The 20,496-nt window shown below is 70.4% G+C and carries 23 protein-coding genes; 10 read left to right on the forward strand and 13 right to left on the reverse strand.

Annotation, left to right across the window (positions count from 1 at the left end):
- Window positions 1-107: 107 nt before the first annotated feature.
- A complete protein-coding gene (locus ACLQ2X_RS24395) occupies window positions 108-428 on the reverse strand; it encodes a LysR family transcriptional regulator (protein WP_425683427.1) in 321 nt (106 codons plus the stop codon).
- A 144-nt stretch (window positions 429-572) separates the two neighbouring features.
- Entirely contained in the window at window positions 573-1,034 is a 462-nt protein-coding gene (locus ACLQ2X_RS24400) for a hypothetical protein (RefSeq protein WP_425683428.1), read from the reverse strand.
- Window positions 1,035-1,276: 242 nt separating this feature from the next.
- Between ACLQ2X_RS24400 and ACLQ2X_RS24405 the strand changes: the two genes are divergently transcribed.
- The 7 genes from ACLQ2X_RS24405 to ACLQ2X_RS24435 all read left to right on the forward strand — a co-directional run bounded on the left by ACLQ2X_RS24405 (window position 1,277) and on the right by ACLQ2X_RS24435 (window position 7,704).
- Window positions 1,277-3,232: a GTP-binding protein gene (locus tag ACLQ2X_RS24405; protein ID WP_425683429.1), complete on the forward strand. Its 1,956-nt coding sequence runs from the start codon at window positions 1,277-1,279 to the stop codon at window positions 3,230-3,232.
- 142 nt (window positions 3,233-3,374) lie between these two features.
- Window positions 3,375-3,587, forward strand: coding sequence for a hypothetical protein (locus ACLQ2X_RS24410; RefSeq protein WP_425683430.1), 213 nt, complete (start codon window positions 3,375-3,377; stop codon window positions 3,585-3,587).
- A gap of 130 nt (window positions 3,588-3,717) precedes the next feature.
- Entirely contained in the window at window positions 3,718-4,257 is a 540-nt protein-coding gene (locus ACLQ2X_RS24415) for a hypothetical protein (protein WP_425683431.1), read from the forward strand.
- Window positions 4,254-6,134: an ABC transporter ATP-binding protein gene (locus ACLQ2X_RS24420; RefSeq protein ID WP_425683432.1), complete on the forward strand. Its 1,881-nt coding sequence runs from the start codon at window positions 4,254-4,256 to the stop codon at window positions 6,132-6,134. The genes ACLQ2X_RS24415 and ACLQ2X_RS24420 overlap by 4 nt, the downstream gene beginning before the upstream one ends.
- Window positions 6,094-6,549 carry a S26 family signal peptidase gene (locus ACLQ2X_RS24425; RefSeq protein WP_425683433.1) on the forward strand — a complete coding sequence of 152 codons (456 nt, stop codon included), beginning with the start codon at window positions 6,094-6,096 and terminating at the stop codon, window positions 6,547-6,549. The genes ACLQ2X_RS24420 and ACLQ2X_RS24425 overlap by 41 nt, the downstream gene beginning before the upstream one ends.
- 368 nt (window positions 6,550-6,917) lie before the next feature.
- Window positions 6,918-7,253: a hypothetical protein gene (locus ACLQ2X_RS24430; protein WP_425683434.1), complete on the forward strand. Its 336-nt coding sequence runs from the start codon at window positions 6,918-6,920 to the stop codon at window positions 7,251-7,253.
- Between the two features lie 166 nt (window positions 7,254-7,419).
- Window positions 7,420-7,704, forward strand: a complete 285-nt coding sequence (locus tag ACLQ2X_RS24435; RefSeq protein ID WP_425683435.1) for a DUF4265 domain-containing protein — start codon at window positions 7,420-7,422, stop codon at window positions 7,702-7,704.
- A 360-nt stretch (window positions 7,705-8,064) separates the two neighbouring features.
- Here the strand turns inward: ACLQ2X_RS24435 and ACLQ2X_RS24440 are convergent, their stop codons facing one another.
- The 4 genes from ACLQ2X_RS24440 to ACLQ2X_RS24455 all read right to left on the reverse strand — a co-directional run bounded on the left by ACLQ2X_RS24440 (window position 8,065) and on the right by ACLQ2X_RS24455 (window position 12,215).
- A complete protein-coding gene (locus ACLQ2X_RS24440; protein WP_425683436.1) occupies window positions 8,065-9,804 on the reverse strand; it encodes a PQQ-dependent sugar dehydrogenase in 1,740 nt (579 codons plus the stop codon).
- A 28-nt stretch (window positions 9,805-9,832) separates the two neighbouring features.
- The gene (locus ACLQ2X_RS24445; protein ID WP_425683437.1) at window positions 9,833-10,786 is read right to left on the reverse strand and encodes an SMP-30/gluconolactonase/LRE family protein; all 954 of its coding nucleotides are present in this window, start codon (window positions 10,784-10,786) and stop codon (window positions 9,833-9,835) included.
- Window positions 10,787-11,356: 570 nt separating this feature from the next.
- Complete coding sequence (locus ACLQ2X_RS24450) at window positions 11,357-11,608, reverse strand: hypothetical protein (protein ID WP_425683438.1); 252 nt, start codon at window positions 11,606-11,608, stop codon at window positions 11,357-11,359.
- Window positions 11,609-11,666: 58 nt separating this feature from the next.
- Entirely contained in the window at window positions 11,667-12,215 is a 549-nt protein-coding gene (locus ACLQ2X_RS24455; RefSeq protein WP_425683439.1) for a hypothetical protein, read from the reverse strand.
- A 322-nt stretch (window positions 12,216-12,537) separates the two neighbouring features.
- On the opposite strand from ACLQ2X_RS24455, the gene ACLQ2X_RS24460 reads away from it, so the two are divergent.
- Both ACLQ2X_RS24460 and ACLQ2X_RS24465 read left to right on the forward strand, forming a co-directional pair.
- Window positions 12,538-13,206, forward strand: a complete 669-nt coding sequence (locus ACLQ2X_RS24460; protein WP_425683440.1) for a hypothetical protein — start codon at window positions 12,538-12,540, stop codon at window positions 13,204-13,206.
- Window positions 13,207-13,552: 346 nt separating this feature from the next.
- Window positions 13,553-13,894: a hypothetical protein gene (locus tag ACLQ2X_RS24465; RefSeq protein ID WP_425683441.1), complete on the forward strand. Its 342-nt coding sequence runs from the start codon at window positions 13,553-13,555 to the stop codon at window positions 13,892-13,894.
- A gap of 162 nt (window positions 13,895-14,056) precedes the next feature.
- Here the strand turns inward: ACLQ2X_RS24465 and ACLQ2X_RS24470 are convergent, their stop codons facing one another.
- From ACLQ2X_RS24470 to ACLQ2X_RS24480, 3 genes are all read right to left on the reverse strand, one after another.
- A complete protein-coding gene (locus ACLQ2X_RS24470; protein ID WP_425683442.1) occupies window positions 14,057-14,419 on the reverse strand; it encodes a DUF4440 domain-containing protein in 363 nt (120 codons plus the stop codon).
- 209 nt (window positions 14,420-14,628) lie between these two features.
- A complete protein-coding gene (locus tag ACLQ2X_RS24475; protein ID WP_425683491.1) occupies window positions 14,629-14,823 on the reverse strand; it encodes an IS3 family transposase in 195 nt (64 codons plus the stop codon).
- Window positions 14,824-14,917: 94 nt separating this feature from the next.
- Window positions 14,918-15,886: a zinc-binding dehydrogenase gene (locus ACLQ2X_RS24480; protein WP_425683443.1), complete on the reverse strand. Its 969-nt coding sequence runs from the start codon at window positions 15,884-15,886 to the stop codon at window positions 14,918-14,920.
- A gap of 300 nt (window positions 15,887-16,186) precedes the next feature.
- On the opposite strand from ACLQ2X_RS24480, the gene ACLQ2X_RS24485 reads away from it, so the two are divergent.
- Window positions 16,187-17,143: a LysR family transcriptional regulator gene (locus ACLQ2X_RS24485; RefSeq protein ID WP_425683444.1), complete on the forward strand. Its 957-nt coding sequence runs from the start codon at window positions 16,187-16,189 to the stop codon at window positions 17,141-17,143.
- On the opposite strand, the gene ACLQ2X_RS24490 is transcribed toward ACLQ2X_RS24485, so the two are convergent.
- Genes ACLQ2X_RS24490 through ACLQ2X_RS24505 form a run of 4 tightly spaced genes read right to left on the reverse strand, consistent with a single transcriptional unit; the run spans window position 17,068 to window position 20,496 of the window.
- A complete protein-coding gene (locus ACLQ2X_RS24490; RefSeq protein ID WP_425683445.1) occupies window positions 17,068-18,303 on the reverse strand; it encodes a vWA domain-containing protein in 1,236 nt (411 codons plus the stop codon). The genes ACLQ2X_RS24485 and ACLQ2X_RS24490 overlap by 76 nt on opposite strands.
- Window positions 18,300-19,061, reverse strand: coding sequence for an SRPBCC family protein (locus ACLQ2X_RS24495; protein ID WP_425683446.1), 762 nt, complete (start codon window positions 19,059-19,061; stop codon window positions 18,300-18,302). The genes ACLQ2X_RS24490 and ACLQ2X_RS24495 overlap by 4 nt, the downstream gene beginning before the upstream one ends.
- Entirely contained in the window at window positions 19,058-19,927 is an 870-nt protein-coding gene (locus ACLQ2X_RS24500) for an AAA family ATPase (RefSeq protein WP_425683447.1), read from the reverse strand. Before ACLQ2X_RS24500 ends, ACLQ2X_RS24495 begins: the two co-directional genes overlap by 4 nt.
- Window positions 19,924-20,496, reverse strand: coding sequence for a nucleotidyltransferase family protein (locus tag ACLQ2X_RS24505; protein ID WP_425683448.1), 573 nt, complete (start codon window positions 20,494-20,496; stop codon window positions 19,924-19,926). Before ACLQ2X_RS24505 ends, ACLQ2X_RS24500 begins: the two co-directional genes overlap by 4 nt.

Below are 20,496 nucleotides of genomic sequence, written 5' to 3' on the forward strand. Positions count from 1 at the left end.
ATGCCCCGCCGGCAGGGCCAGCAGCAGTTCCACGGTGTCGACCGTGCGGTAGGCCAGCGCCGGCTCGTGTACCGGCGGGCGAGCAGCCCGGCCACGTCCGGCGCGGTCTAAGCGCTCTCGGCGACCGCCCCGATGTCGGGGCGGGTGGCCCGGAGCCGGGGAACCAGTGCGTCCACCCGGCCACCGTCGACCGGGTGGACGCCAGCCGCAGCCGTCCGCCGCGACCGCGCACCAGGCCGCGGATGGGAGCGGGCGGCGGCGTTCACATCGGCGAACGGCCGGCTGGCCCCATCCGCGACCTGCGCGCCCACCTCGGTCAGCGTGCAACCGGGGCTGGTGCGGTGCACCAACGGCATGCCAGGCTGCCGTTCCAGGGCGCAGATCTGCTGGCTGAGCGCGGGTTGGGCGATGCGTAGCCGGGCCGCCACGCGGGAAAGTGCAGCACCTCGGCGAGCACCCGCGAAGGAGCGTAGCTGGCGGGTCACGTCCGCGCTGGCCGTCTCTTACACCACCAGCGCGGACGCGACCCAGTCCGGCCATTGCGCGGGCGAGCCGCCGGCTGAGCAACACCCTCACCATTCGCGCCACTCGTCAGTGAGTTCGGTCCGCGCGATGTCGCGGCGGGCGGTGAGAGCTCTGACATCAATGCCCGCATCTGTCAGGACGTCGTCGATGTACTGACAGAGCCCTTCGCGCTCGTCCGTCTCGATCCTTCCGTCCTCCTCGTTGATCGCGTTGAGAGCCATGACGCCCCGCTCGACCGATGCGACGATCTCATCATCGGACGGTGACGGCATCGGCATCGGCGGCATCCCTGGAAGCGCCTCGGGCCCGGACCGCGTGACGCTCCCGGTCCGGGAGAGCGAGCGAACGTCGGCTTCGTAGGCGTCCAGAGCCGCATCGACAGCAGCAATGAAGGACTCTGGCCAGAGGTGTACGGCGTAGGCGTCAACTTCAGCGAGGGCGCCTGCGGCAATGCGGCTCTTTTGGTCCCGTACCTCGCGGGCCCACTCCTCGGTGGGTCGTGTGAGCATGGCGCGCAGCCTAGCGATGGCATCTGACGGCAGGCCGAGTCGACCAGCGTAGGTGACGGCCGCGGTGGCGATATGGCTTGGTATCAAAGTCAGTCGCGACGTCACCGGAGGTGTGCGATTCTGGCGGCGCCCGCCGCTGACACCGGTGGCAGGGCGTACCGCCGCACAACCACGACGAGGAGTGACAATGCGAGCAGCTTCCACGTTCCGGACCCTTGACCGTCCTATCGTGGAGCTCTGCCTTGGCGTTGTTGAACCTCGGAATCGTCGCGCATGTTGACGCCGGAAAGACCAGCCTGACCGAACGCCTGCTCTACGAGGCCGGTGCCGTGTCGCACCTGGGCAGCGTGGACGCCGGCACGACGCGGACCGACTCGATGGAGTTGGAGCGTCGGCGTGGGATCACCATCCGGGCGGCGGTGACGTCCATCCGGATCGGTGACCTGGGCATCAATCTGTTGGACACCCCCGGCCATCCCGATTTCATCGCGGAGGTCGAGCGTTCGCTGGCCGTGTTGGATGCCGCCGTGCTCGTGGTGTCGAGCGTGGAGGGGGTCCAGCCGCAGACCGTCGCGATCTGGCGGGCGCTGCGCCGCATCGGCGTACCGACGATGTTCTTCCTCAACAAGGTGGACCGTCGCGGTGCCGACGTCGGCCGGGTGACGGCCGAGGTGCGCCGGCGGCTCGGCGCGCCTGCGGTCATGCTCACCACGGTCGTCGGCCAGGGTGGGTGCGATGCCCGGGTGCGAGCCGTGGACCTCGACGCCGAACCGGTGCTGGAGGCGGTGGCCGAGGTCGACGACGGGGTGGCGGCGCGGTGGCTGGCCGACGAGCCGGTGCGGGTCCGCTCCGTCCGGCGGGCGATCCGGAACGCGGTGCGCCGCGCCGAACTTGCCCCGGTGGCGTGCGGCTCGGCGATCACCGGAGCCGGGGTACGGCAGCTGTGCGACCTGCTGGCCGATCTGCTGCCACGCGCCGAGGAGCGCGACGGCCCGCTGGCCGGTACGGTCTTCGCTGTCGATCGGGACGTCCACGGCCGACGGGCCTGGCTGCGGGTGTGGTCCGGGAGTCTGCGCGTACGGGATCGGGTGCGGCTCGCCGAAACGCGCCCCCAGACGGTGACCCAGATCGCCGTCACCGAACCGGACGGCGTCGTGGTGCGTCCCACGGTGTCCGCCGGGCAGATCGCCGCGGTACGCGGCGTGTCGGCCCGGATCGGCCAGCACATCGGGGACCCGCCGCGGCGGCACGTCTACCGGTTTCCGCCGCCGACCAGGCAAGCCGTCGTCGAGCCCGTCGATCCCGGGCAGCGCCTGGCGATGTTCGCCGGGCTGGCCGAGTTGGCCGACGAGGACCCGTTGGTGGACCTGCGGCTCGACGAGCAGCAGGCGGAGGCGGTGATCCGCCTGCACGGCGAGGTCCAGAAAGAGGTGCTGGCCGCCCTCATGGCGGACCGGTACGGCGTTCGGGTGCGGTTCTCCGGGACGCTGACGGCGTGCATCGAGCGGGTCGTCGGCAGCGGAACCGCGGAGGAGCAGGCGCATGTGCGCGGCAACCCGTACCTGGCCGGGCTGGGGTTGCGCATCGAGGCCGCCCCGGTCGGGCACGGCGTCGAGTTCCGGCCCGGTGTCGAACTCGGCCGGCTGCCGCCGGCCTTCGTGGTGGCCACCGAGGAGGGCGTGCGGGCCGCGCTCCGACAGGGCCGGCACGGCTGGCCGGTGACCGACTGCACCGTCACCATGACGGCCTCCCGGTACTGGCCGCGGCAGAGCAAGCCGCACCAGAAGTTCGACAAGTCCATCTCGACGGTGGCCGGTGACTTCCGCAATCTCGCCCCGGTGGTGGTTGCCGCGGCGTTGCGCCGGGCCGGTACCCGGGTGTGCCAGCCGATCGAGCGGTTCGACGTCAACCTTCCGCAGCACGCGGTGGAGACCGTGCTGGCGTTGCTCGGCCGATCGGGAGCGGTCATCGACCACACCGCCGTCGCCGGTGGCTACCTCGAGGTGAGCGGCACCCTGCCGTCGGCGCGGGTGCCGCAGGTGGTGGCCACTCTTCCCGACCTCACCGGCGGCGAGGCCGTCCTGACCACCGCCTTCGACCACTACGCGCCGGTCACCGGCGAGGACCCGCCGACGTTACCCCGACGTGGGCCCGATCCGGGGGATCGGGAGGTGTGGTTCCGGGCGGTGCCGCGTTGAGGCGTGTCGGCTGGGCGCTCGGAGCTCACTCGCCTGCTCACGGGCCTTGTGACGGTTCTGTGATGGATCTGTGACGGCCCTGCCTAGCGTGTGACCCGCCCGGACCGGCGCCCCTGCCGGACCGCGCGGAAGGGAATGGAACATGCGCCTGACCCATGTCGTTGACCGGGCCCTACGCCTCGTCCTGCCGTCGACCACTGCCTCGGCTGCCTGCATCACCGAGGTCTACTACCAGTACCAGTACCGCAGCTGCTCCGGCGGCCAGACGAGGTGGCGGCGGAAGTGCGTCGTCCAGCCGAGTTGCAACGTCACCTGCGGCGCCTGGGAAAGGGTCTCCGGCTGCATCCCGGCCTGACCCGGTGGACGGTCGGCCCGACCCGCGGGGGTGGGTCGGCCGTCCTTTTCCAGGACGAGGCGGGGACTGACCCGCTTCGACGACTGTGTGAGTTGCTTCTGTCAGCCGTCCCGGTGAGGAGCCGAATCCGATGACCGCCATGGAAGCCGTTCTGGCCGCCTTCTGTCTGGCGAACCTTCTTCTCACTCTCGCCGTGGTGCGCCGGCTGCGCGTACACACGGAGCGCCTCGACCGGCTGACCGACGGGGAGCCGCCCTTGCTCCAGCCCGGTGACCCGGTCGGCGAGTTCGAGGTCCCGACCGTCGGCGGTTCGCTCGCCGCGGCGACCGACCTCGCCGCGGGCGGCCTGATCGCGGTCGTCAGTCCCGGCTGTGGCTCCTGCGAGGAGGCGGTTCCGGGACTCGTGGCGGCGCTCGCCGAGCCCGGGCGCCCGCCCATGGTCATCGTGGTCGCCGCCGAGCCGGTCGAGGCCGAGGCGATGGTCCGGGCGCTCGGCCCAGACGCGCCGGTCGTCATCGAGGCACCGGTAACGGGTGCGGTGCAGCGGGCCCTGGGTATCCGTGAGTATCCGTCGCTCGTGGCGGTCGCGGACGGCGCGGTCACGGCGCTCGGGCACGACGTCCGCGACCTGCCGGCCGTGCTTGCCGCGATTCCCCGGCCCGTCCGGTGAGCGCACTGCGGGAGGCGGCGGCCTGCGTCTGGGCATCCCTGCGCCTCGCCGCCCGAGGTGGACCGGCCCTACTGATCGGGTACGCGGTCGTCTCGCTTCTGTCGGGTCTGATCCCGGCAGCTCTGGCCCTGCTCACCCGGGCGATGGTGGACCGGTTGACGGCCGGCGTCGGCGTGCTGTGGATCGTCGTCGGGCTCGCCGCCGTCAGCCTCGCCGCCGCGGTGATTCCGCTGTGGACTTCGTATGCCTCCCAGGAGCTGGGCCGGCGGATCACCGTGGCTGCGCACGGCGAACTCTTCGCCGCCGTGAACGCACAACGCGGTATCGCACCCTTCGAGTCACCCGCCTACCTCGACCGCCTCCAGCTCGCCCGGCAGGCCGGCGACTACGCTCCCGGCGAGGTCGTCCAGAGTGTCCTCGCGGTCCTGCGCTCCGTCGTCATCGCCGCGACCCTGGTGTCCTCACTCGTGACGGTCAACATCTTCGTGGCCGCCGTCGTCGTGGTGGCAGCGGTGCCTGCCCTGATCGCCCAGCTCGCAATGGGCCGCAGCCGGGTGGCGATGCTCGCCCTGATCAGCCCGATCCAGCGGCGCCAGGGCTTCTTCGCCGGCCTGCTGACGACGGTGCAGGCGGCGCAGGAGATCCGCCTCCTCGGCACGGGTGAACACTTGCGTCGGCTGATGCTCGCCCAGCAGCGAGCCGCGATCACCCGGCAACGCGCGGTTGACCGGGCGCAGCTGCGGGTCCAGGCGGGGCTGGCCACGCTGGCCGCTCTCATCTCCGGGGGCGTGCTGGTGTGGGCGGTGCTCGCGGCGGGCCGGCAGGTGATGTCCGTGGGCGACGTGCTGTTGCTCGTCGCCGCGGTCGGCGGTACGCAGGCCGCGCTGACATCGGCGGTGGAGGCGATCGCCGCCGGCCACGAAGGGGTGATGCTGCTGCGGCACTACCGATCGATCGTCGCCCAACCGTCGACGCTGCCGGTGGTGGATCCGCCCGCCGAGAGCGTGCCGCACCTGCGCGAGGGCATCGAGCTGCGCGACGTGTGGTTCCGCTACGGTGACGAGCAGCCGTGGGTGTTGCGCGGGGTCAACCTGACACTGCCGGCCAACCGGTCCTGTGCCCTGGTCGGGGTCAACGGCTCCGGCAAGAGCACGCTGGTCAAGCTGCTGTGCCGACTACATGATCCGGTGCGCGGATCGATCCGGTGGGACGGGGTCGACATCCGGGACCTGGATGTCGACGAACTGCGGGCGCGCGTCGGCGTGCTGTTTCAGGACTTCATGCGATATGACCTCACCGCCGGGCAGAACATCGCCCTCGGCGACCTGACCCACGCGGACCCGGCCCGCGTGGCGGCTGCGGCCAAACTCGCCGGCATCGACGGTGCGCTCGCGGGACTCCCTCGGGGCTACGACACGCAGCTCTCGCGCACCTACCTCAGGGAGGAGGACAAGGACGACCCGGACAGCGGCATCGTGCTCTCCGGTGGGCAGTGGCAACGGGTCGCGCTCGCCCGTACGTTGCTGCGCCAGGACGTGGACCTCCTCGTGCTGGACGAACCGAGTTCTGGCCTGGACGCCGCCGCCGAGTACGAGATCCACCAACGGCTGCGTGAGCACCGGCGTGGACGCACGAGCCTGCTCATCTCGCACCGGCTCAGCACCGTCCGGGACGCGGACCTGATCGTCGTGCTCGCGGCGGGCACCGTGGTCGAGTGCGGATCGCACACCGAGTTGATGCGCGGCGGCGGGGTCTATGCCCGCCTGTTCACCGTGCAGGCGCGCGGATACCGCGACGACACGGGAGAGGACGACAATGCTGGTCACGCTGATGCTGATGTCGACGGCCCTGCCGATGATCTGGTGGCTGCGCCGTAGCCTCGTCGTCGTCTCGGTCACCGGCGAGAGCATGGTCCCCACGCTGTTCCACGGCGACTCGCTGCTCGTGCGGCGCGTCCACCGCGGTCGGGTCCGGCGTGACCGCGTCGTCGTGCTCGAACTGCCGAGGCAGCAGCCGGAGGTGGACGACCCGCCGGTGCCCGCGGGAGGCCCGGTCGAGTGGTCCGTCAAGCGGGTCGTCGGCCTTCCGGGCGACCCCACCGAGGCCATCGGTCGCCCCGGCGGCACCGTACCCGCCGGGTTCGTCACGGTCGCCGGTGACAACGCCACGAGGAGCTACGACTCCCGCCACGTCGGGCCCGTTCCCGTCGACCGCCTCCTCGGCGTGGTCGTCGCCCGCATGCCCATGGATCGTCGCGACGATGGCCGTACCGGTCGGCCCGTCCTGTCCTGACCGTCACCGCGCTGCGTCCTTCCGGCCGTGCGTCCCACGGGCCCGGGACTGGTCCGGGCCATCGAGGTTGAAAAGCAGCCGGACCGCCAGCCGTGTACGGCGGCGAAGGCTCCACGGCGGTGCGGCGGTGCGGCGGTGCGGCGGTGATCGCGGCGAGGACGGCGGATGCCTCCCGGTGCAGTTCGGCGCCGAGGTCTCGCAGCGTTGCCCGGTAAGCCAGGAAGCCCCGGTGCCAAGCCGACGAGAGCGATCGTCTCCAACCCGATGATGACCTCGTACGTGGGTCCATGGTGGACTGGTGTCACCGTCTGCGGGATCCCACCACGATCTCCGAGCCGTCGCAGGCCTGAGTCGAGGAGTGCCCAACAGTGGGCGACCGGATTCGCGAACTCCTCGACGCTGCCGTACGGGAACAGCTTGATGCCCACGGGCGGGTCCTGCCGCCGTGGCGGGCGTACCCACAGATCGAGCCGTTCAGAATCGGCTGGCGCATGGGCGACGGCGAGTGGTACCTGATGGTGTGGTGGCACTGGTGGGAGTCCGCGTCGATGGACGAAGGGGAAAGGATCGCCTACTTCCGGGCCGACGAGCCGCCACGCGAGTGGCTGAACTGGGCGGCCGAACAGCTCTGGCCCGGTGGCGACTTCGGTGAGGCGGGCGTACGCCGCCTGGCGGAGCACGGGATCGGCGCCGACGCCGGCTGATCGTCGGCTGCCGTTCATCGAGGTGTACGGGCACCGGTTGGGCATCGATGATCCAGCAGCCCTCCGTACGCAGGATGAGCCGAGAGAAGAAGACGGAGCCCTCGGTGACCGAACTCGCCTATGTGGTGCACGCCGAGCCGGCCGACCCCCGGGACCCCGCCGCAAGGTGTACGTCAGCGTTGCGCACAAGTTGCCCGGTCACGTCGAGGAGTTGTGGGTCACCGACTGCGGCGAAGGACTGGCCCGCATCGACTGCGTGCCGTTCTGGGCCGACGGCCTGGCCCGCCACGACGTGATGGCGCTCGACCCGGCCGGCGGGCCGATCCTGGTGCACGAACAATCCGGCCACAAGGTGCTCCGCACCATGTTCACGGCCACGGCGCCGCCCGGGCTCACCGACAGCCTGGTGGCGGTCGCGGAGTTCGACGCGATACCGCACGCACTGGGGTGATCGGATCGTTGTCTTCGACATCGCGCCCGACGTGGACCCGCAGGACCTGGTCAGTTCCCTCGACATCCTCGCGGCCGAGGGGCACCTGTTCTGGGAATGGGGCACCTGACGACAATGCAGCGCACGCCGGGGGAGGAGCACATGGCGAGAGCCCGCCGAATTTCTTCCTGGTTCGGGTTGTCTTGGAGTGACAAACCTTGATACCGGAACCCCGCCCCTCACTCCCTGATCAACACACCCCTTGACGAACCCCGCCCACACCCAACGGAACGGCGTTGGTATAGCCCGTACCGCTCGGAGGGTGCCCGCGCGACGCGGGCACCCTCCGAGGGCCGGCGGTGCCGGTCTCCCGGCTCGCCCTCAGCTCGTGGGGCCGGACGCCGCCCCACCGAGGGTCACCTTGAGGATCTTCTCGTTGCTGTTGTTCGGGATGCTGTCCTTGTCCCCGCCGGTGCTCGTGGTCAGCCACAGGTTGCCGTCGATGGTCGGTTCGACGGTACGCAGCCGGAAGTACGTCCCGACGAAATACTGCTGGAGGTTGGTGAGTGTGTTGCCGCTGATCTCCGCACGGTACATCCGGTTGCCGCGTAGGCAGGCGATGTAGAGCATGTCCCGGACGATCGCGATGCCGCTGCACGAGGCCTCGGCCACCGGGTACGTCCGGATCGGGGCCCTGAAGTTCGGGTTGGCGCAGTCGCCGGAGGTGCCCTCGCAGGCGGGCCAGCCGTAGTTGCCCCCCTTGACGATGATGTTGGTCTCGTCCATGGCGTTGTTGCCGAACTCCTGCTGGAAGAGCCGGCCCTGGGAGTCGAAGGCGAGTCCCTGCGGGTTGCGGTGGCCGTAGCTCCACACGTAGTTGCCGAAGGGGTTGTCCGCGGGCACGGTGCCGTCGGGGTTGAGCCGCAGCACCTTGCCTCCCAGGTTGTTGGTGTCCTGGGCCACGTCCGGGTCCTGTCCGTCGCCGGCGGCGGCGTAGAGCTTGCCGTCGGGGCCGAAGCGCAGCCGGCCGCCGTTGTGGTACTTGTTGCGCGGGATTCCCGTGACGAGTACCTGCTCGGTGCCGGTCTGCAGCGTGCCGTCGTAGCGGATGCGCACGATCCGGTTGTCGGTCGTGGTGGTGTGGTAGATGTACAGCCAGCGGTCGGTGGTGAAGTTGGCCGAGACGGCCAGCCCGAGCACGCCGCCCTCGCCGTTGGTGCCGGCCACGTTCGGCACGGTGCCGATGCTGTGCTTGTCGGTGCCGTCCGGGTTCATGGCGACGATGTCGAACAGGTCGCGCCGGCCGTAGAGGACCGTGCCGTCGGGCAGTTGCACCAGGCCCCAGGGCAGGTCCTTCTCGGTGGTGATCGCCGTGGCGCCGCAGATCGGGCTCGTGCAGCCCGAGCCGGTGTGCGCGGTGACCGCGGCGCTCGCCCCCGAGACATTGCCCTGGGCGTCCCGGGCGGTCACGGTGTACCGGTAGTCGGTGTCGGGCGTCAGCCCGGTGTCGGTGAACGTGGTCGCCGGCGGGTTGCTGGCGGTGCCGGTGGTGGAGCCGACCGCCGTACCGTTGCGCAGGATGGTGTAGCCGGTGACCGCGATGTTGTCGGTGGAGGCCGACCAGGTGAGGGTCACGGCCGTGCCGTTGACCGTCGCGGCCAGGTTGGTCGGCGTGCTGGGCGCAGACGTGTCCTGCTGGCAGAACGGCGGGGTGACCGAGAGCGTGGAGCTGGCCTGCGAGACGTTGCCGGCGGCGTCGCGGGCGTTGACGTACCAGCCCCAGGTGACACCCTGCACGACGCTGAGCGTGGCGGTCCGCGTCCATCCCGAGACCGAGGTGACGAGCTGGCCGTCGTGGTAGATGTCGTAGAAGGCGACTCCGACGTTGTCCCGGGAGGCGTACCAGGACAGCGTGACGGACTGGCAGGTCAGCCGGGTGCTGCGCAGGCCGGTCGGCCGGGTGGGCGGGCTGGTGTCGGCGGCGAGCCGGGCCGCTGGCCGGCTCCCGGTCGCCGGTGCGGCCGGCGCGGCGTTGGCGGGTACGCCGGTCAGGACGGTGCCGGCGCAGATCAGCAGGGCGAGCGGGACGCGGTGTCGGAGGTGGTGAGGACTATTGCGCATGGATGCTTTTCCTTTCCGGGGTTCTTGGTCAGTACGGGTAGCCGGGGACGTTGAGTCGCACGCTGTACAGGCCGGAGTCGTTCGTTCGGCCGGAGGTGATGTAGAGGGTCTGCCGGTCGGGTCCGCCGAACGCCACGTTGGTGGTGCCGGTGCCGCCGGAGCGGATCGTGCCGAGCTGCGCGCCGGCGGTCGAGTAGACGTGGATCAGCCCGTCCGAGCCGGAGGCCCAGTACACGTTGCCGGCGCAGTCGATGGTGACCCCGTCGGGACCGCCGAGGTAGTTCACGAAGACGCTGCGGGTGCCGGTGCTGCCGTCGGGCTGGACGACGTACTTGTAGATCTTGTTCTCGGAGTAGGCGCCCACGTAGAGCGTGCTGCCGTCCGGGGAGAGCGCGATGCCGTTGGGTTGCCGCAGCCGGTCGTCCACCAGCGACACCTGGCCGCCCGAGACGCGGAAGACACTGGTACGTCCGCTCATCTGGTCGGGTCGGTTGCCGCGCTGGAAGTTGGGGTCGGTGAAGTAGACGACGCCGTCGGATCGGACCGTGACGTCGTTGGGTGAGTTGAACGCCCGGCCCTGGTAGTCGGCGGCGACGGTGCTGCGGGCCTGGTCGCTCAGCCGGTATGCGGAGACGTTCCGCTGGTCGTGGGTGGCGGCGATGATCTGCTGGACGTCAGGGCTGAGCGCCAGGCCGTTGCTGCCGGCGTTGGCGATGAAGGTGTCGAAGATCGCCGGCGGGGTGAACCGGCGGATCGTGGAGGGCTGCACGTTGTTCGGCCCGGCGCCCGCGGCCATGTCGGACATCAGCAGGTAGCCGCCGTCGGCGATCCAGACCGGTCCTTCGAGGAACGAGAACCCGCTCTGGATCTTCGTCGCGGACACGGAGCTGGCCGGCAGGGGCGGGCCGTACCCGGTGCCGCCCGGGCAGACCCCGGGGGGCGCGCCGGGTGGGCCGGCGAGCGGGTTGGTGTGAACGTTCACATGAGCGGCGTGCCGAGGTGCCGGCGGTGCGGGTACGGCGCCGGCGGGGCCTGGTGCGGTGGTGAGTGCGAGGCACAGGCCGGTGAGTGCGGCGATGGTTGGACGCCGGGCCATCGGGTACTCCAATCGGGGTCGGTGAATGCGAGGCCCGTGGTCGCCAGTGAACTGGCCCCGGCCACCAACGCCTGCAATTGATCAGCATCGATGCATATGGACGCAGCTTAGGCGAGGAAGCAGCGCCCCGCATCAGTTCCCCACGATCACCTTCGGCACATGCCCCGAAGGCGCCCGACGACCTGGCCGGATCGGTGGGCCCGGCCAGCACCACCGAGACCGCCGACTTGCCCGCACGGGCAGCCAGTAACCAGTTTCCGAACGCCGATTTGCTCGGGATGGTCGCGGCGATCCCACGCCGGCGCAGATACTGCCGGTTCGCCTTGGACGTGTACGCCTTGTCGGCCGGGACCCGGTCCGGGCGGGTCCGCGGACGACCGGTGACCAGGCGGGGTACGCGGGTGGCGGCCAAGACTGGTCTGGTCGGCGAGCCCGCTGAGCCCATCAGCCGACTGCTCAGGTTCGAGGACCCCGCTTGTGCTTGGAGCGGATCGTGAAGGCGGCACGTCCGTGGCCGGGCGCACTGGACCGGCGCCGCGGCCTACGCGGAGGAAACCAGCGCAGGAACGGGATGTGGGACAGCAGCAGGGGAACCGCCACGACCAGGGTCGCGAAACCGGCGACGCCCAGCCCTCCCTGAATGCGGCCCCGGTGCCCGCTGAGCTCGTCGAAGTCGGTGACGAAGTCGCTCGGGTCGGCTGGGTTCACCCAGATCGACACCTTCTCGCCGATCGATCGGCACACCTCGACGAGGGGCCAAACCACATCACGCGAGCCCAACAGCATCACGGCGTACCAGGCGGTCGGATTGAGCCACTGATCCGCCGCTCACACCGAGGCCGCGCCGAGCCGCATGGTAGAAGCGGTCACGCCCCGTGTTGGTCTGCTGAATGAGTTCTGGCAGCGGTTCGGGGGTGTCCTCGACGCCACGGGCTCGGTGCTCGAGCCTCCATACAGCCTCTCGCCACTCCTGCGCTGCGGCAACGGTAGTGGCGTCCCCAAGCAACAGAAGCTTTTCCCATACGAGGGTGTGCCTGATGTCGGCGTCGGCGAGCCGAGGTAGCGCTTCGGCCTTGTCCAACCCCGAGCGGAATCTGTCGCCTGCCGCCGCGGCTAGAATGTTCAGCGATACCGCCTGGATCTCCTTCAGTACCTGCGAGAACTCGCTGTATGCCTCCAGTCGTCGTTCGTCCCATCGCACGACCTGACCGCGCTTCCACTGACTTCTGGTGGACAAGAAGGTTGCCAAGCCGGTAGCCAGGGCCCCGACGACGACGCCCAGCAATGCCGGCAGCTGTGAGACGAACCCGTCCATCGGTTCGAGGATGTCAGAGCGTGGCAACCTCCGCCTGGTGTCAGACTCACCGCCAACGTGAACCGCTGATGTCCTGCAGCTCCGGACGCCGTTGCGCCAGCATCGGTGCGCCCCTTAGCTAGCTCGGTGATCGGGCTGACGGCTGCCCGAAGGGAGCGGACGCGCGCTACGGCACGGGTGGCTCTTACGCGCTCTCCGCAACTCGCCGTCGAAGGTTGTAGACGTAGTCCGCACACGATCACCGGCTTCCGGACCGGTGATTCGGTTGGGCGTGAGTACCCACGCGGCGGGCACTGTCGGTGGCCGGCTCTATGGTGCCGCCATGACGATCAGAGACGGTTGGATCTCGTGCGATCTCGGCAGGTTCCGCAGCCACGAGTTCGATTCCGCCACGTACAGCGGCAGCTCCCAGACGGCGCTGCCGGCGCTTTCCCTCGGGCATCCAGGTGGTCTGCACAGCTGGATGCGGGAGTTGGTGCCACTCGGTGAACGCGCTGCCGGTCAGTACGGCCTGGACACACTGACCCACGGCGCGCCCGTGTCCGAGAATGTGGCGGCCTTGCCGGAGCAGTTCGTCGCGTTCATGGCTGATCCGGTGCTGCGCGATTCGGTGCCGACCTGTACGTCGTGTTACTGGGCTTCCGACCTTCCGTGGGCGCCGAGCCCTGTCCACCATGGCGCGCAGCTGGTGCGGTTCCTCAACGACCAGCAGGGTTGTCTGTTCTGGTATCTGCACCTGCTGCCAGACGGCCACCACGAGGTCCTGTGCGGTGCCGAGGCGTACGACCTTCGGGTGGTCCCCCAGGAGGAAGCGCATGAGGACCTGGTGCGGGTAGCCGACGACTTCGACCGGTTCATTGCCCGGTTCTGGATCGAGAACCTTGCCTGGTACGAGGTGGTGGGACAGGAGCGATCCGATGAGGATCTCTCCGAACCGGTCTGGGAGTACGTACGCCAATATGCGTCTGCGGACCCGTCGGCCGTTGGGTGACCAACAATCGGCGCGGTGGCGGCTGGGCTGGCACCACGCCTTCGTCGTCATCCTGCCGCTACCACCAGCGCACGCCCTGCACTGGTCGACCTGGCGACGGGGCATCCCGAGCCCGAGCCCGACGATCCCACCATCAACGCAGATACGCCAGCCGAAAGATCGGGTGACGTTGGAGTACTGGGCCGTCAAACGCCACCAAGCGATGACCAAGGTAAACCAACAGGACTAGCTGAACGACAGCTCAGCGCCTTGATGGGTTAGGTATCTGGGTTGGTGGGCGACGGACGAGTCGATTTGTAAGTCGGGTATTGGGTCAGGTGCATACGGGGCGCCCAGGATGAGGACGGTGGTTGTGGTGGCGACAGGACTCGACGAGGCTGTTGCGCAGATCCGAGCCAGCGGCGGCTACCGCAGCCTGGTCGTGGGATACCGCTGCGATTCCGTCGGGTTGGTCTTTGGTCTGTTGGTTCTGGTGTCGACGGTCGTTCGCTCCCTACCGGTGACGATGACGTTGTTCGCCATGGCAGCGCTGGGGATCGCCGTCGGCGTGTGTCTCTGCTGGGCGGGCGTGATCAAGCTGCGAGTCGACCGGTTGATGCCGCACGGCGGAACCGACCGTCATCGAGGCCTGATGCGAGGACTGTGGCGAGACGTGATCAGGCCAGTGCAGCGCAACCGGCATAAGTAGAGGAGGTACTGAAACGCCCCGGGCCGCGGACGCAACCTGCTCTCTCTCAGGCCGGTATGAGACGGCCGGCCGCCGTTCTGTCCTCCATCGGATGATGGGCGACAGTCGTCCGCTACCTGATCTGCGACGTTCGCGGGGATCACGGCACCTCGAATGTGCTCGTCACATGCCGGCAAGAGAGCTGAACTGGATGCCGGCGAGCCGCCAGCCATCGGGCAACTCGATCCAGGTTTGGCTGACGCGGACGGTCAGGGCCATGTCTTGCCCGCGCCAGGTCGAGTTGCTGCGCTGCACGCACCGGACGATGGCCGCGTGACCGTAGAAGGAAACCTCTACTTCGCCGCTCTCCAGGCTGGTGTAGGCGAACTCGGTGAACTTGCCGATCCACTGTGCCTTATCAAGCACATAGCCCTGCTCGCCGATGGACCGAAAGTCGTCGGCCAGCAATGCGTTGAGCGCATCAGTGTCGGCGCGCAGCTCGGCCTCGTCGAAGGCGCGTTGGAGCCGATGGACGTCGGAGACCACGGTCAGATCCTGCCCGATCGTCCGCTCCGGTGGAAGCCGACCCCGCAAAAGCCGCTGGAGGACACGGCCAGCCGCCGCACCGACTGCCGACTGCCTGAGGTTCCCCGGTTTGCCGGAGGGGATAGTCAGCCGAGGTCTTCTGGATGCGGCGGGTGTTGTACTGCGCCAGTTCATGCGCAGGAACGCGCCTTGCAGGCCGGGGGTCCGCATCAACCGCTCGACCGCTTGCGGCCGACGTGCCGGCCTTGGCGGCGCAGCATGGCGTGCACTCGCGGACTGCCGTAGGTGCCACCGGAGACGTCGTGGATCTCGGCGATCTCCACGGCCAGTTCGGCGTCCTCACGCCGCCGACCCGACGGGTTCGCGGCCTGGGCGAGCCAGTCGTAGTAGGTGGAAACGGTGATGTTGAGGACCCGGAGCGCTCATCGGGGTACTTCTTCGGTGCTGCCACGGATGACTCCCTTCAGCTCCATCGGAGCATGATCGAAAGCCTCCGAGCTACCCGGGGAACCTCAACAGTGACTTGCCCACCGTTGTGCGTGCGGCAAGTGCACGGTGGGCATCAGCGGCCTGCTCCAGCGGGTAGGTGGCGCCGATCGCCGGCCGCAGCCGTCCCTCCGCAGTCCGTTTCAGTGCAAGGCCCAGCAGTTCGCGCACGGTTTCCTGGTTCGGGGGGCCGTCCAGTAGCGGAGTGAGCACCCGTATACCGCGGCGCGCGGCCGACTCTGGGTCCGGTGCGGCGAACCCGTCGGCGGTGCCGTAGGTGACGAACCGGCCGCCGTCGGCCACCGTGTCCAAGGCGGCCGTGCCGAGCGGGCCACCCGCCCCGTCGTAGACCAACGCCGTACCGCCACCGGTCGCCTGCCGCACCCGGCGGACCCAGTCCGACCGGGTGTAATCGACGGCAGCCTCCGCGCCCAGGTCGCGGGCCAGTGCCAGTTTGACGTCGCTGGATGCGGCGGCGATGACCCGGGCGCCGGCATCGACGGCCAACTGCACCAGCAGCGAGCCGGCTCCACCGGCAGCCGCTGAGACCAGCACCCATTCTCCCTTCTCCGGCCTGCCCAGCCGGTCCAGGTTGAGCGCCGTCACGCCGTCGTGTACCAGCGCGGCCGCCGCCTCGATGGCCAGTCCGTCGGGCACCGGCATGATCTCCTCGACGTCCGCGACGATCCGTTCGGCGTAACCGGTGCTGGTCCGTACGACCACACGCCGACCGATCCATGCCCGGTCCACCCCTTCGCCGGTCTCCACCACCGCCCCCGCTCCTCCGCCACCCGGCACGTACGGCAACGCCCGCGGGAAGAAGTCCTGGCCCCAGCCGCTGCGCAGCAGGGTGTCGAGGAAAATGACGTCTGCCGCAGCCATACCGACGACGACCTGGCCGGGCCCGGGTACCGGGTCGGGCAGTTCCACGGGGCACAGCACCTCCGGACCACCGAACACGGCCACCTGGATTGCGCGCATGGGTAGCACCCCTTACATGAGACAGCGTCCCGGCCAGTGTTCAAGCTGAAGCTTGGTTGAGGTCAAGGCACGTGCTGAGATAGGGAGAAGCAAGGTCACCACGACCGAGGCGCGGTATCCCTTCGCGGTGCTCTGCCGGAGCTGACGCTCGACCTGGCGGACGTTCACCCGGGCGTGCCGATCAGGTCGCTCCACGGTGCATTGTCGCTGGCGGCGGGGCGGCCGGCGGGGAATGATCGGGGTACACCGCGGGCTGCGCGACAGCAGTCCACGGCGCAGCAGAAGGGCGGGTCGACGCCGATGACTCCGACGCAGCTACGGGCCTACGTCGCTGTGGTCCGGCTGGGATCCGTCAAGCAGGCCGCCGCGCAGCTGGAGGTCTCCGAGTCGGCGGTCTCGCTGCTCATCGGCCAGCTACGCAGGGAGTTCGGAGATCAGTTGTTCACGCGGACGGCGGCGGGGCTGGCCTTCACTCCCGGCGGGTTGCGGCTCGCCAGCCGCGCGGCCGAGATGCTGGGCCTGCAGGACCGTACGGTCCTGGAGGTCAGTTCGGCGGCACACGGCCGCCGGTTGTTGCGCGTTGCCGCATCCAGCGAGTTCGCCGAGTTCGCCGCGCCGAGGCTGATCGAGCTGTTCGCCAGACGCGCCGCCGACCTCGACATCGAGCTGAGCGTCTGCGACCCCCGCTCCTTCGAGTCGCTGCTGCTGACCCGGGCCGCGGACATCGCGATGGGGCCGTTGCCGCCGGTGGCTGATCCGGCGATCTCCTGCCGGCCGATGATGAACTACCGGCTTGTGACGGTCGTCGGCCCGGATCATCCGCTGGTCGGTGTGTCGGCGTCGCCGGGGCAGTTGCGTGACCAGACCTGGCTGCTCGGGCCTTCGGCCACCAACACGGTGGGCGCTGTCCCGGCGATGCTGCGCCGGCTCGGTGTGCCCGAGGAGCGGCAGCAGATCTTCCAGAGCCACGCGGCCACGCTGGGTGAGGCCCAGCGTGGCCGGGGGATCGCGCCGGCGCTGTCGTTCACCGTCGCGCCAGACGTCCGCGGCGGCCAACTCGTGGCGTTGTCCGGGCCGCACGTCACGGCCGAGGCGGTGTGGCATTCGCTGGTACTCGTGACCCCCGGCACTCCGTCCGCGGCAGCCGAGCTGTGCCGCTTCGCGTCGACGCCCCGGGCGATTCAGGCGATGATGCGCGGCGTGGGCGTCGCGGTGAACCGTTTCCGGCCCTCGGTGCACGTCACGCTCTGGAGTTGACCGGCGGCGTCCAGCAGGTCCCGGAACGTCGCGGCCGGCAGGAGCCGGTCACAGTAGGGCAGGGCTGCGGCCATGCCCCCCACCAGGGGAGCGAAGCCGGGGGCGCCGGCTCGCGGGTTCAGCCAGACGATCCGGTGGGCGCGGCGGCTCAGCCGCGCCATCACGGCGGCGAGTTCGGCCGGCGGGTCGCTGTCCCAGCCGTCCGAGCCGATCAGCACCACCGCCCCGCGTACCGCGTCGCCGTGCGGGGACGCGAGCAGCGCCCGCAGGTTCGTCGCGATGCGCGTACCCCCGAACCGGTCGGTCACCGCGGCGCTGGCATGCGCGATCGCCGCGGACGCCGACGTGTGCCGCAGCGCGACAGTGAGCCGGGTGAGCGTCGTGGCGAAGGCGAACACCTCCGCGTCGGTGACCACCGCGAAGGCCCGCAGCAGGTGCAGGTACGCGTGGGCCTGGGCCCGCATCGACTCGCTGACGTCGCACAGCAGCACGACCCGGCGCGGTCGGCGTACCGGCCGCTCGCGGACGACCTCGACGGGCTCCCACGCGGTACGACGGGCACGGGCGATCGTCGGACGCAGCGCGACCCGCCGTCCGGCCGGGCCTACGGCGTGCCGCCTGGTGCGCCGGGACGGCCAGCGCGCGACGGCCTCGCGCAGGGCGTCGCCGAGCAGTTCGACCTGGGCGCCGTCGAGGTCGTCGAACGGCCGTTCGGCGAGCCCGGCGAGGGCGCTGGGCCGTCGCTCGGGCAGCCGCACCCCGGCATCGGAGGGCTCCTCCTCGGCGACGGGCGCCGGCAACGTCGCCCACGGCAGCCCGCCACCCTCACCGGTGTCGTCGGTGTCGGTGGGCACCGGCAGGTGCACGTCGTCACGGGCGCCCGGCGGGGCCGCGGGTCGGGCGAGCGGCAGCGGCGGTGCGTCGACGAAGACAGCGGCGAAGACGCGGTCGAAGGCGGCGAGGTCGGCGTGCCGCCGTACGAAGCTGATCCGGGCGGCCCAGTAGAGCGCGGTCGTCTCCCCGGGGGTCCACGCGGCGAGTGCCCGGACGAAGTCACCGGCCTCGGTGAGCCCGGCGGGCACGCCGGCCCGCCGCAACCGGCTGGCGAACGCCATCGCGAACGCCGCGCGGTCGGTGCCACGCAGCAGACCGGCGTTCACCGCCGGGCGACCCGCCAGGCGATCACCGCGCCGACCACGACGATCCCGACGAGCGCCGGCACGAGGCGCTTCATGACGGCACCGCCGGCGATGTCGAGCAGGTCCAACGTCTGCGGCTCGGCGACCGGCTCGGCGCGGGCGCCGGCCGCTGGCCGACCGGTGGACGCCGACGCGACCACGGGGGTGCCGGCCGCGGTGGTCCCGGGCGGGGTGGCGGACGGGGATACGGCGGGCGAGGCGGCGGCCGCTGCGGGCTCGGACGTGTCCGGCGGGGTGGTCGGGTACGGGCCGCCAGCCGTGCTGTTGCCGGATTCATCGGCCGCCAGCCTTGCCTCGAGGTTGGCGACGAACTGGGCGAGCAGCCTGCCGGACACCTCCTTGATCATGCCGCTGCCGAATTGGGCCAACCGCCCTGAGATCTTCAGATCGGTGTCCACGCTGACGACGGTGCGCTGCTCGTCCGGCCGCAGGTGGGCGGTGACCAGAGCGGACGCGTTGGCCGCCGACCGTCGGTCGCGGCCCTTCGCGTCGATCACCCCCCGATACCGCCCGTCGTCCTTCTCGACGAAGCGTGCGGTGCCGGCGAACTCGGAGACGACCGGCCCGACCTTGACCTTCACCGTGCCCTGGTGGACGTCGCCGTCGACGCCGGTCAGTTGGGCACCCGGCAGGCACGGCGCGATGCCCTCCAGGTCCGTGAGGATCGCCCACGCCCGCGCGATCGGGATGTCGACGGTGAACTCGTTGGTGATCTTCATGCCGGCCTCTCCTGGTGTACGCCGAGCGCGGCGGCGACGGCGGCGCGGTCGTCGGGGGTCTTGGCGATGGCGCCGATGGTCTGCACGACGTCGTCGGCGGCGAGGTCGGCGGCGCCGAGCACTGACAGTGCGGCGACCCAGTCGATGGCCTCGGCCATGCCGGGTGCCTTGTCCAGGCCGAGGGCGCGCACGTCGCCGATGAAGGCGGTCGCCGTGCGGATCAGCCGCTCGGTCGCGCCCGGCACGGCGCGCCGGACGATCTCGGTGGCGCGGCCCGGCTCCGGGAAGTCGATCCAGTGGTAGAGGCAGCGACGGCGCAGCGCGTCGTGCAGGTCGCGGCTGCGGTTGGAGGTGAGCACCACGACCGGCGGCGTGGTCGCGGTGAACGTACCCAGCTCGGGGATGGTGATCCCGGACTCGCCGAGGAACTCGAACAGCAGCGCCTCGAACTCGTCGTCGGCCCGGTCGATCTCGTCGATCAGCAGCACCGGTGGGACCGGTCCCGCGTGGCGTACCGCCCGCAGGATCGGCCGTTCCTGGAGGAACTCCGCGCCGAACAGGTCGGCGTCGGTGAGCGAGTCGTGCCGGACCTCGGCCAGCCGGATGGCGAGCAACTGCCGCTGGTAGTTCCATTCGTACAGCGCCTCGCCGGAGGTCAGGCCCTCGTAGCACTGCAGCCGGATCAGCGTCGTGTCCAGCGCCCGCGCCAGCGCCTTCGCCGCCGCGGTCTTGCCGACACCGGGTTCACCCTCGAGCAGCAGCGGCTTGCCCAGCTCCAGGGCCAGGAAGACGGCCATCGCCATGCCGTCGTCGGCCAGGTAGTCGACGGCATCGAGCCGGCGCCGAACGGCTAGGGGATCCTTCACCGCGACTCGCCCGCAAGGAGCCGCCGGTAGTCCGCGCGGGTGTCCACGTCGATCGGCACCGGCCCGTCCACAGGAATCTCCGTGACCGGATACCGACCGGAGTGCAGCAGCTTCCACACCGCCTTGTCACCGTGCAGGACACGCAGCTCCGGCAGGACGTCACGGGCGAACCAGAACGGGTGCCCCGGGCCGTCGACGTACCGGCACACCGCGAGCGGGGTGGTCGCCGCCGCGACCCGGCGCACGTCGGCGGCCCGTACGCCGGGCTGGTCGCCGAGCAGGAGCACGAGCCCGTCGGCGCGGGGGTCCACCGCCTGCGTCGCGGCGCGGATCGACGATCCGCAACCCGTGCTGAACTCGGCGTTCTCGACAACCTGGACCCCGGCCAGGTCCACCCGCTCGCGAACCAGGTCGGCGGCGCCGCCGAGGGTCACCAGCAACTGGTCGAAGGCGCACGAGCGGGCCAGGTCGAGGGTGGCGTCGAGCAGCGTCCGCCCGCGGTACGGCAGCAGCTGTTTGGCCTCGCCGAGGCGCACGGACGCCCCGGCGGCCAGGACCAGGCCCGTCAC

Origin of the sequence: Micromonospora sp. DT31 (genome assembly GCF_049841795.1) — a bacterium.
Classification (GTDB): domain Bacteria; phylum Actinomycetota; class Actinomycetes; order Mycobacteriales; family Micromonosporaceae; genus Micromonospora.

What these genes read in the sequence shown, in the direction of transcription:
- ACLQ2X_RS24485 (WP_425683444.1), top strand. Translation starts at nt 16,187, where the DNA reads ATGACTCCGACGCAGCTACGGGCCTACGTCGCTGTGGTCCGGCTGGGA.
- ACLQ2X_RS24460 (WP_425683440.1), top strand. Translation starts at nt 12,538, where the DNA reads ATGACGATCAGAGACGGTTGGATCTCGTGCGATCTCGGCAGGTTCCGC.
- ACLQ2X_RS24410 (WP_425683430.1), top strand. Translation starts at nt 3,375, where the DNA reads ATGCGCCTGACCCATGTCGTTGACCGGGCCCTACGCCTCGTCCTGCCG.
- ACLQ2X_RS24400 (WP_425683428.1), bottom strand. Translation starts at nt 1,034, where the DNA reads ATGCTCACACGACCCACCGAGGAGTGGGCCCGCGAGGTACGGGACCAA.
- ACLQ2X_RS24440 (WP_425683436.1), bottom strand. Translation starts at nt 9,804, where the DNA reads ATGCGCAATAGTCCTCACCACCTCCGACACCGCGTCCCGCTCGCCCTG.
- ACLQ2X_RS24480 (WP_425683443.1), bottom strand. Translation starts at nt 15,886, where the DNA reads ATGCGCGCAATCCAGGTGGCCGTGTTCGGTGGTCCGGAGGTGCTGTGC.
- ACLQ2X_RS24425 (WP_425683433.1), top strand. Translation starts at nt 6,094, where the DNA reads ATGTCGACGGCCCTGCCGATGATCTGGTGGCTGCGCCGTAGCCTCGTC.
- ACLQ2X_RS24415 (WP_425683431.1), top strand. Translation starts at nt 3,718, where the DNA reads ATGACCGCCATGGAAGCCGTTCTGGCCGCCTTCTGTCTGGCGAACCTT.
- ACLQ2X_RS24495 (WP_425683446.1), bottom strand. Translation starts at nt 19,061, where the DNA reads ATGAAGATCACCAACGAGTTCACCGTCGACATCCCGATCGCGCGGGCG.
- ACLQ2X_RS24455 (WP_425683439.1), bottom strand. Translation starts at nt 12,215, where the DNA reads ATGGACGGGTTCGTCTCACAGCTGCCGGCATTGCTGGGCGTCGTCGTC.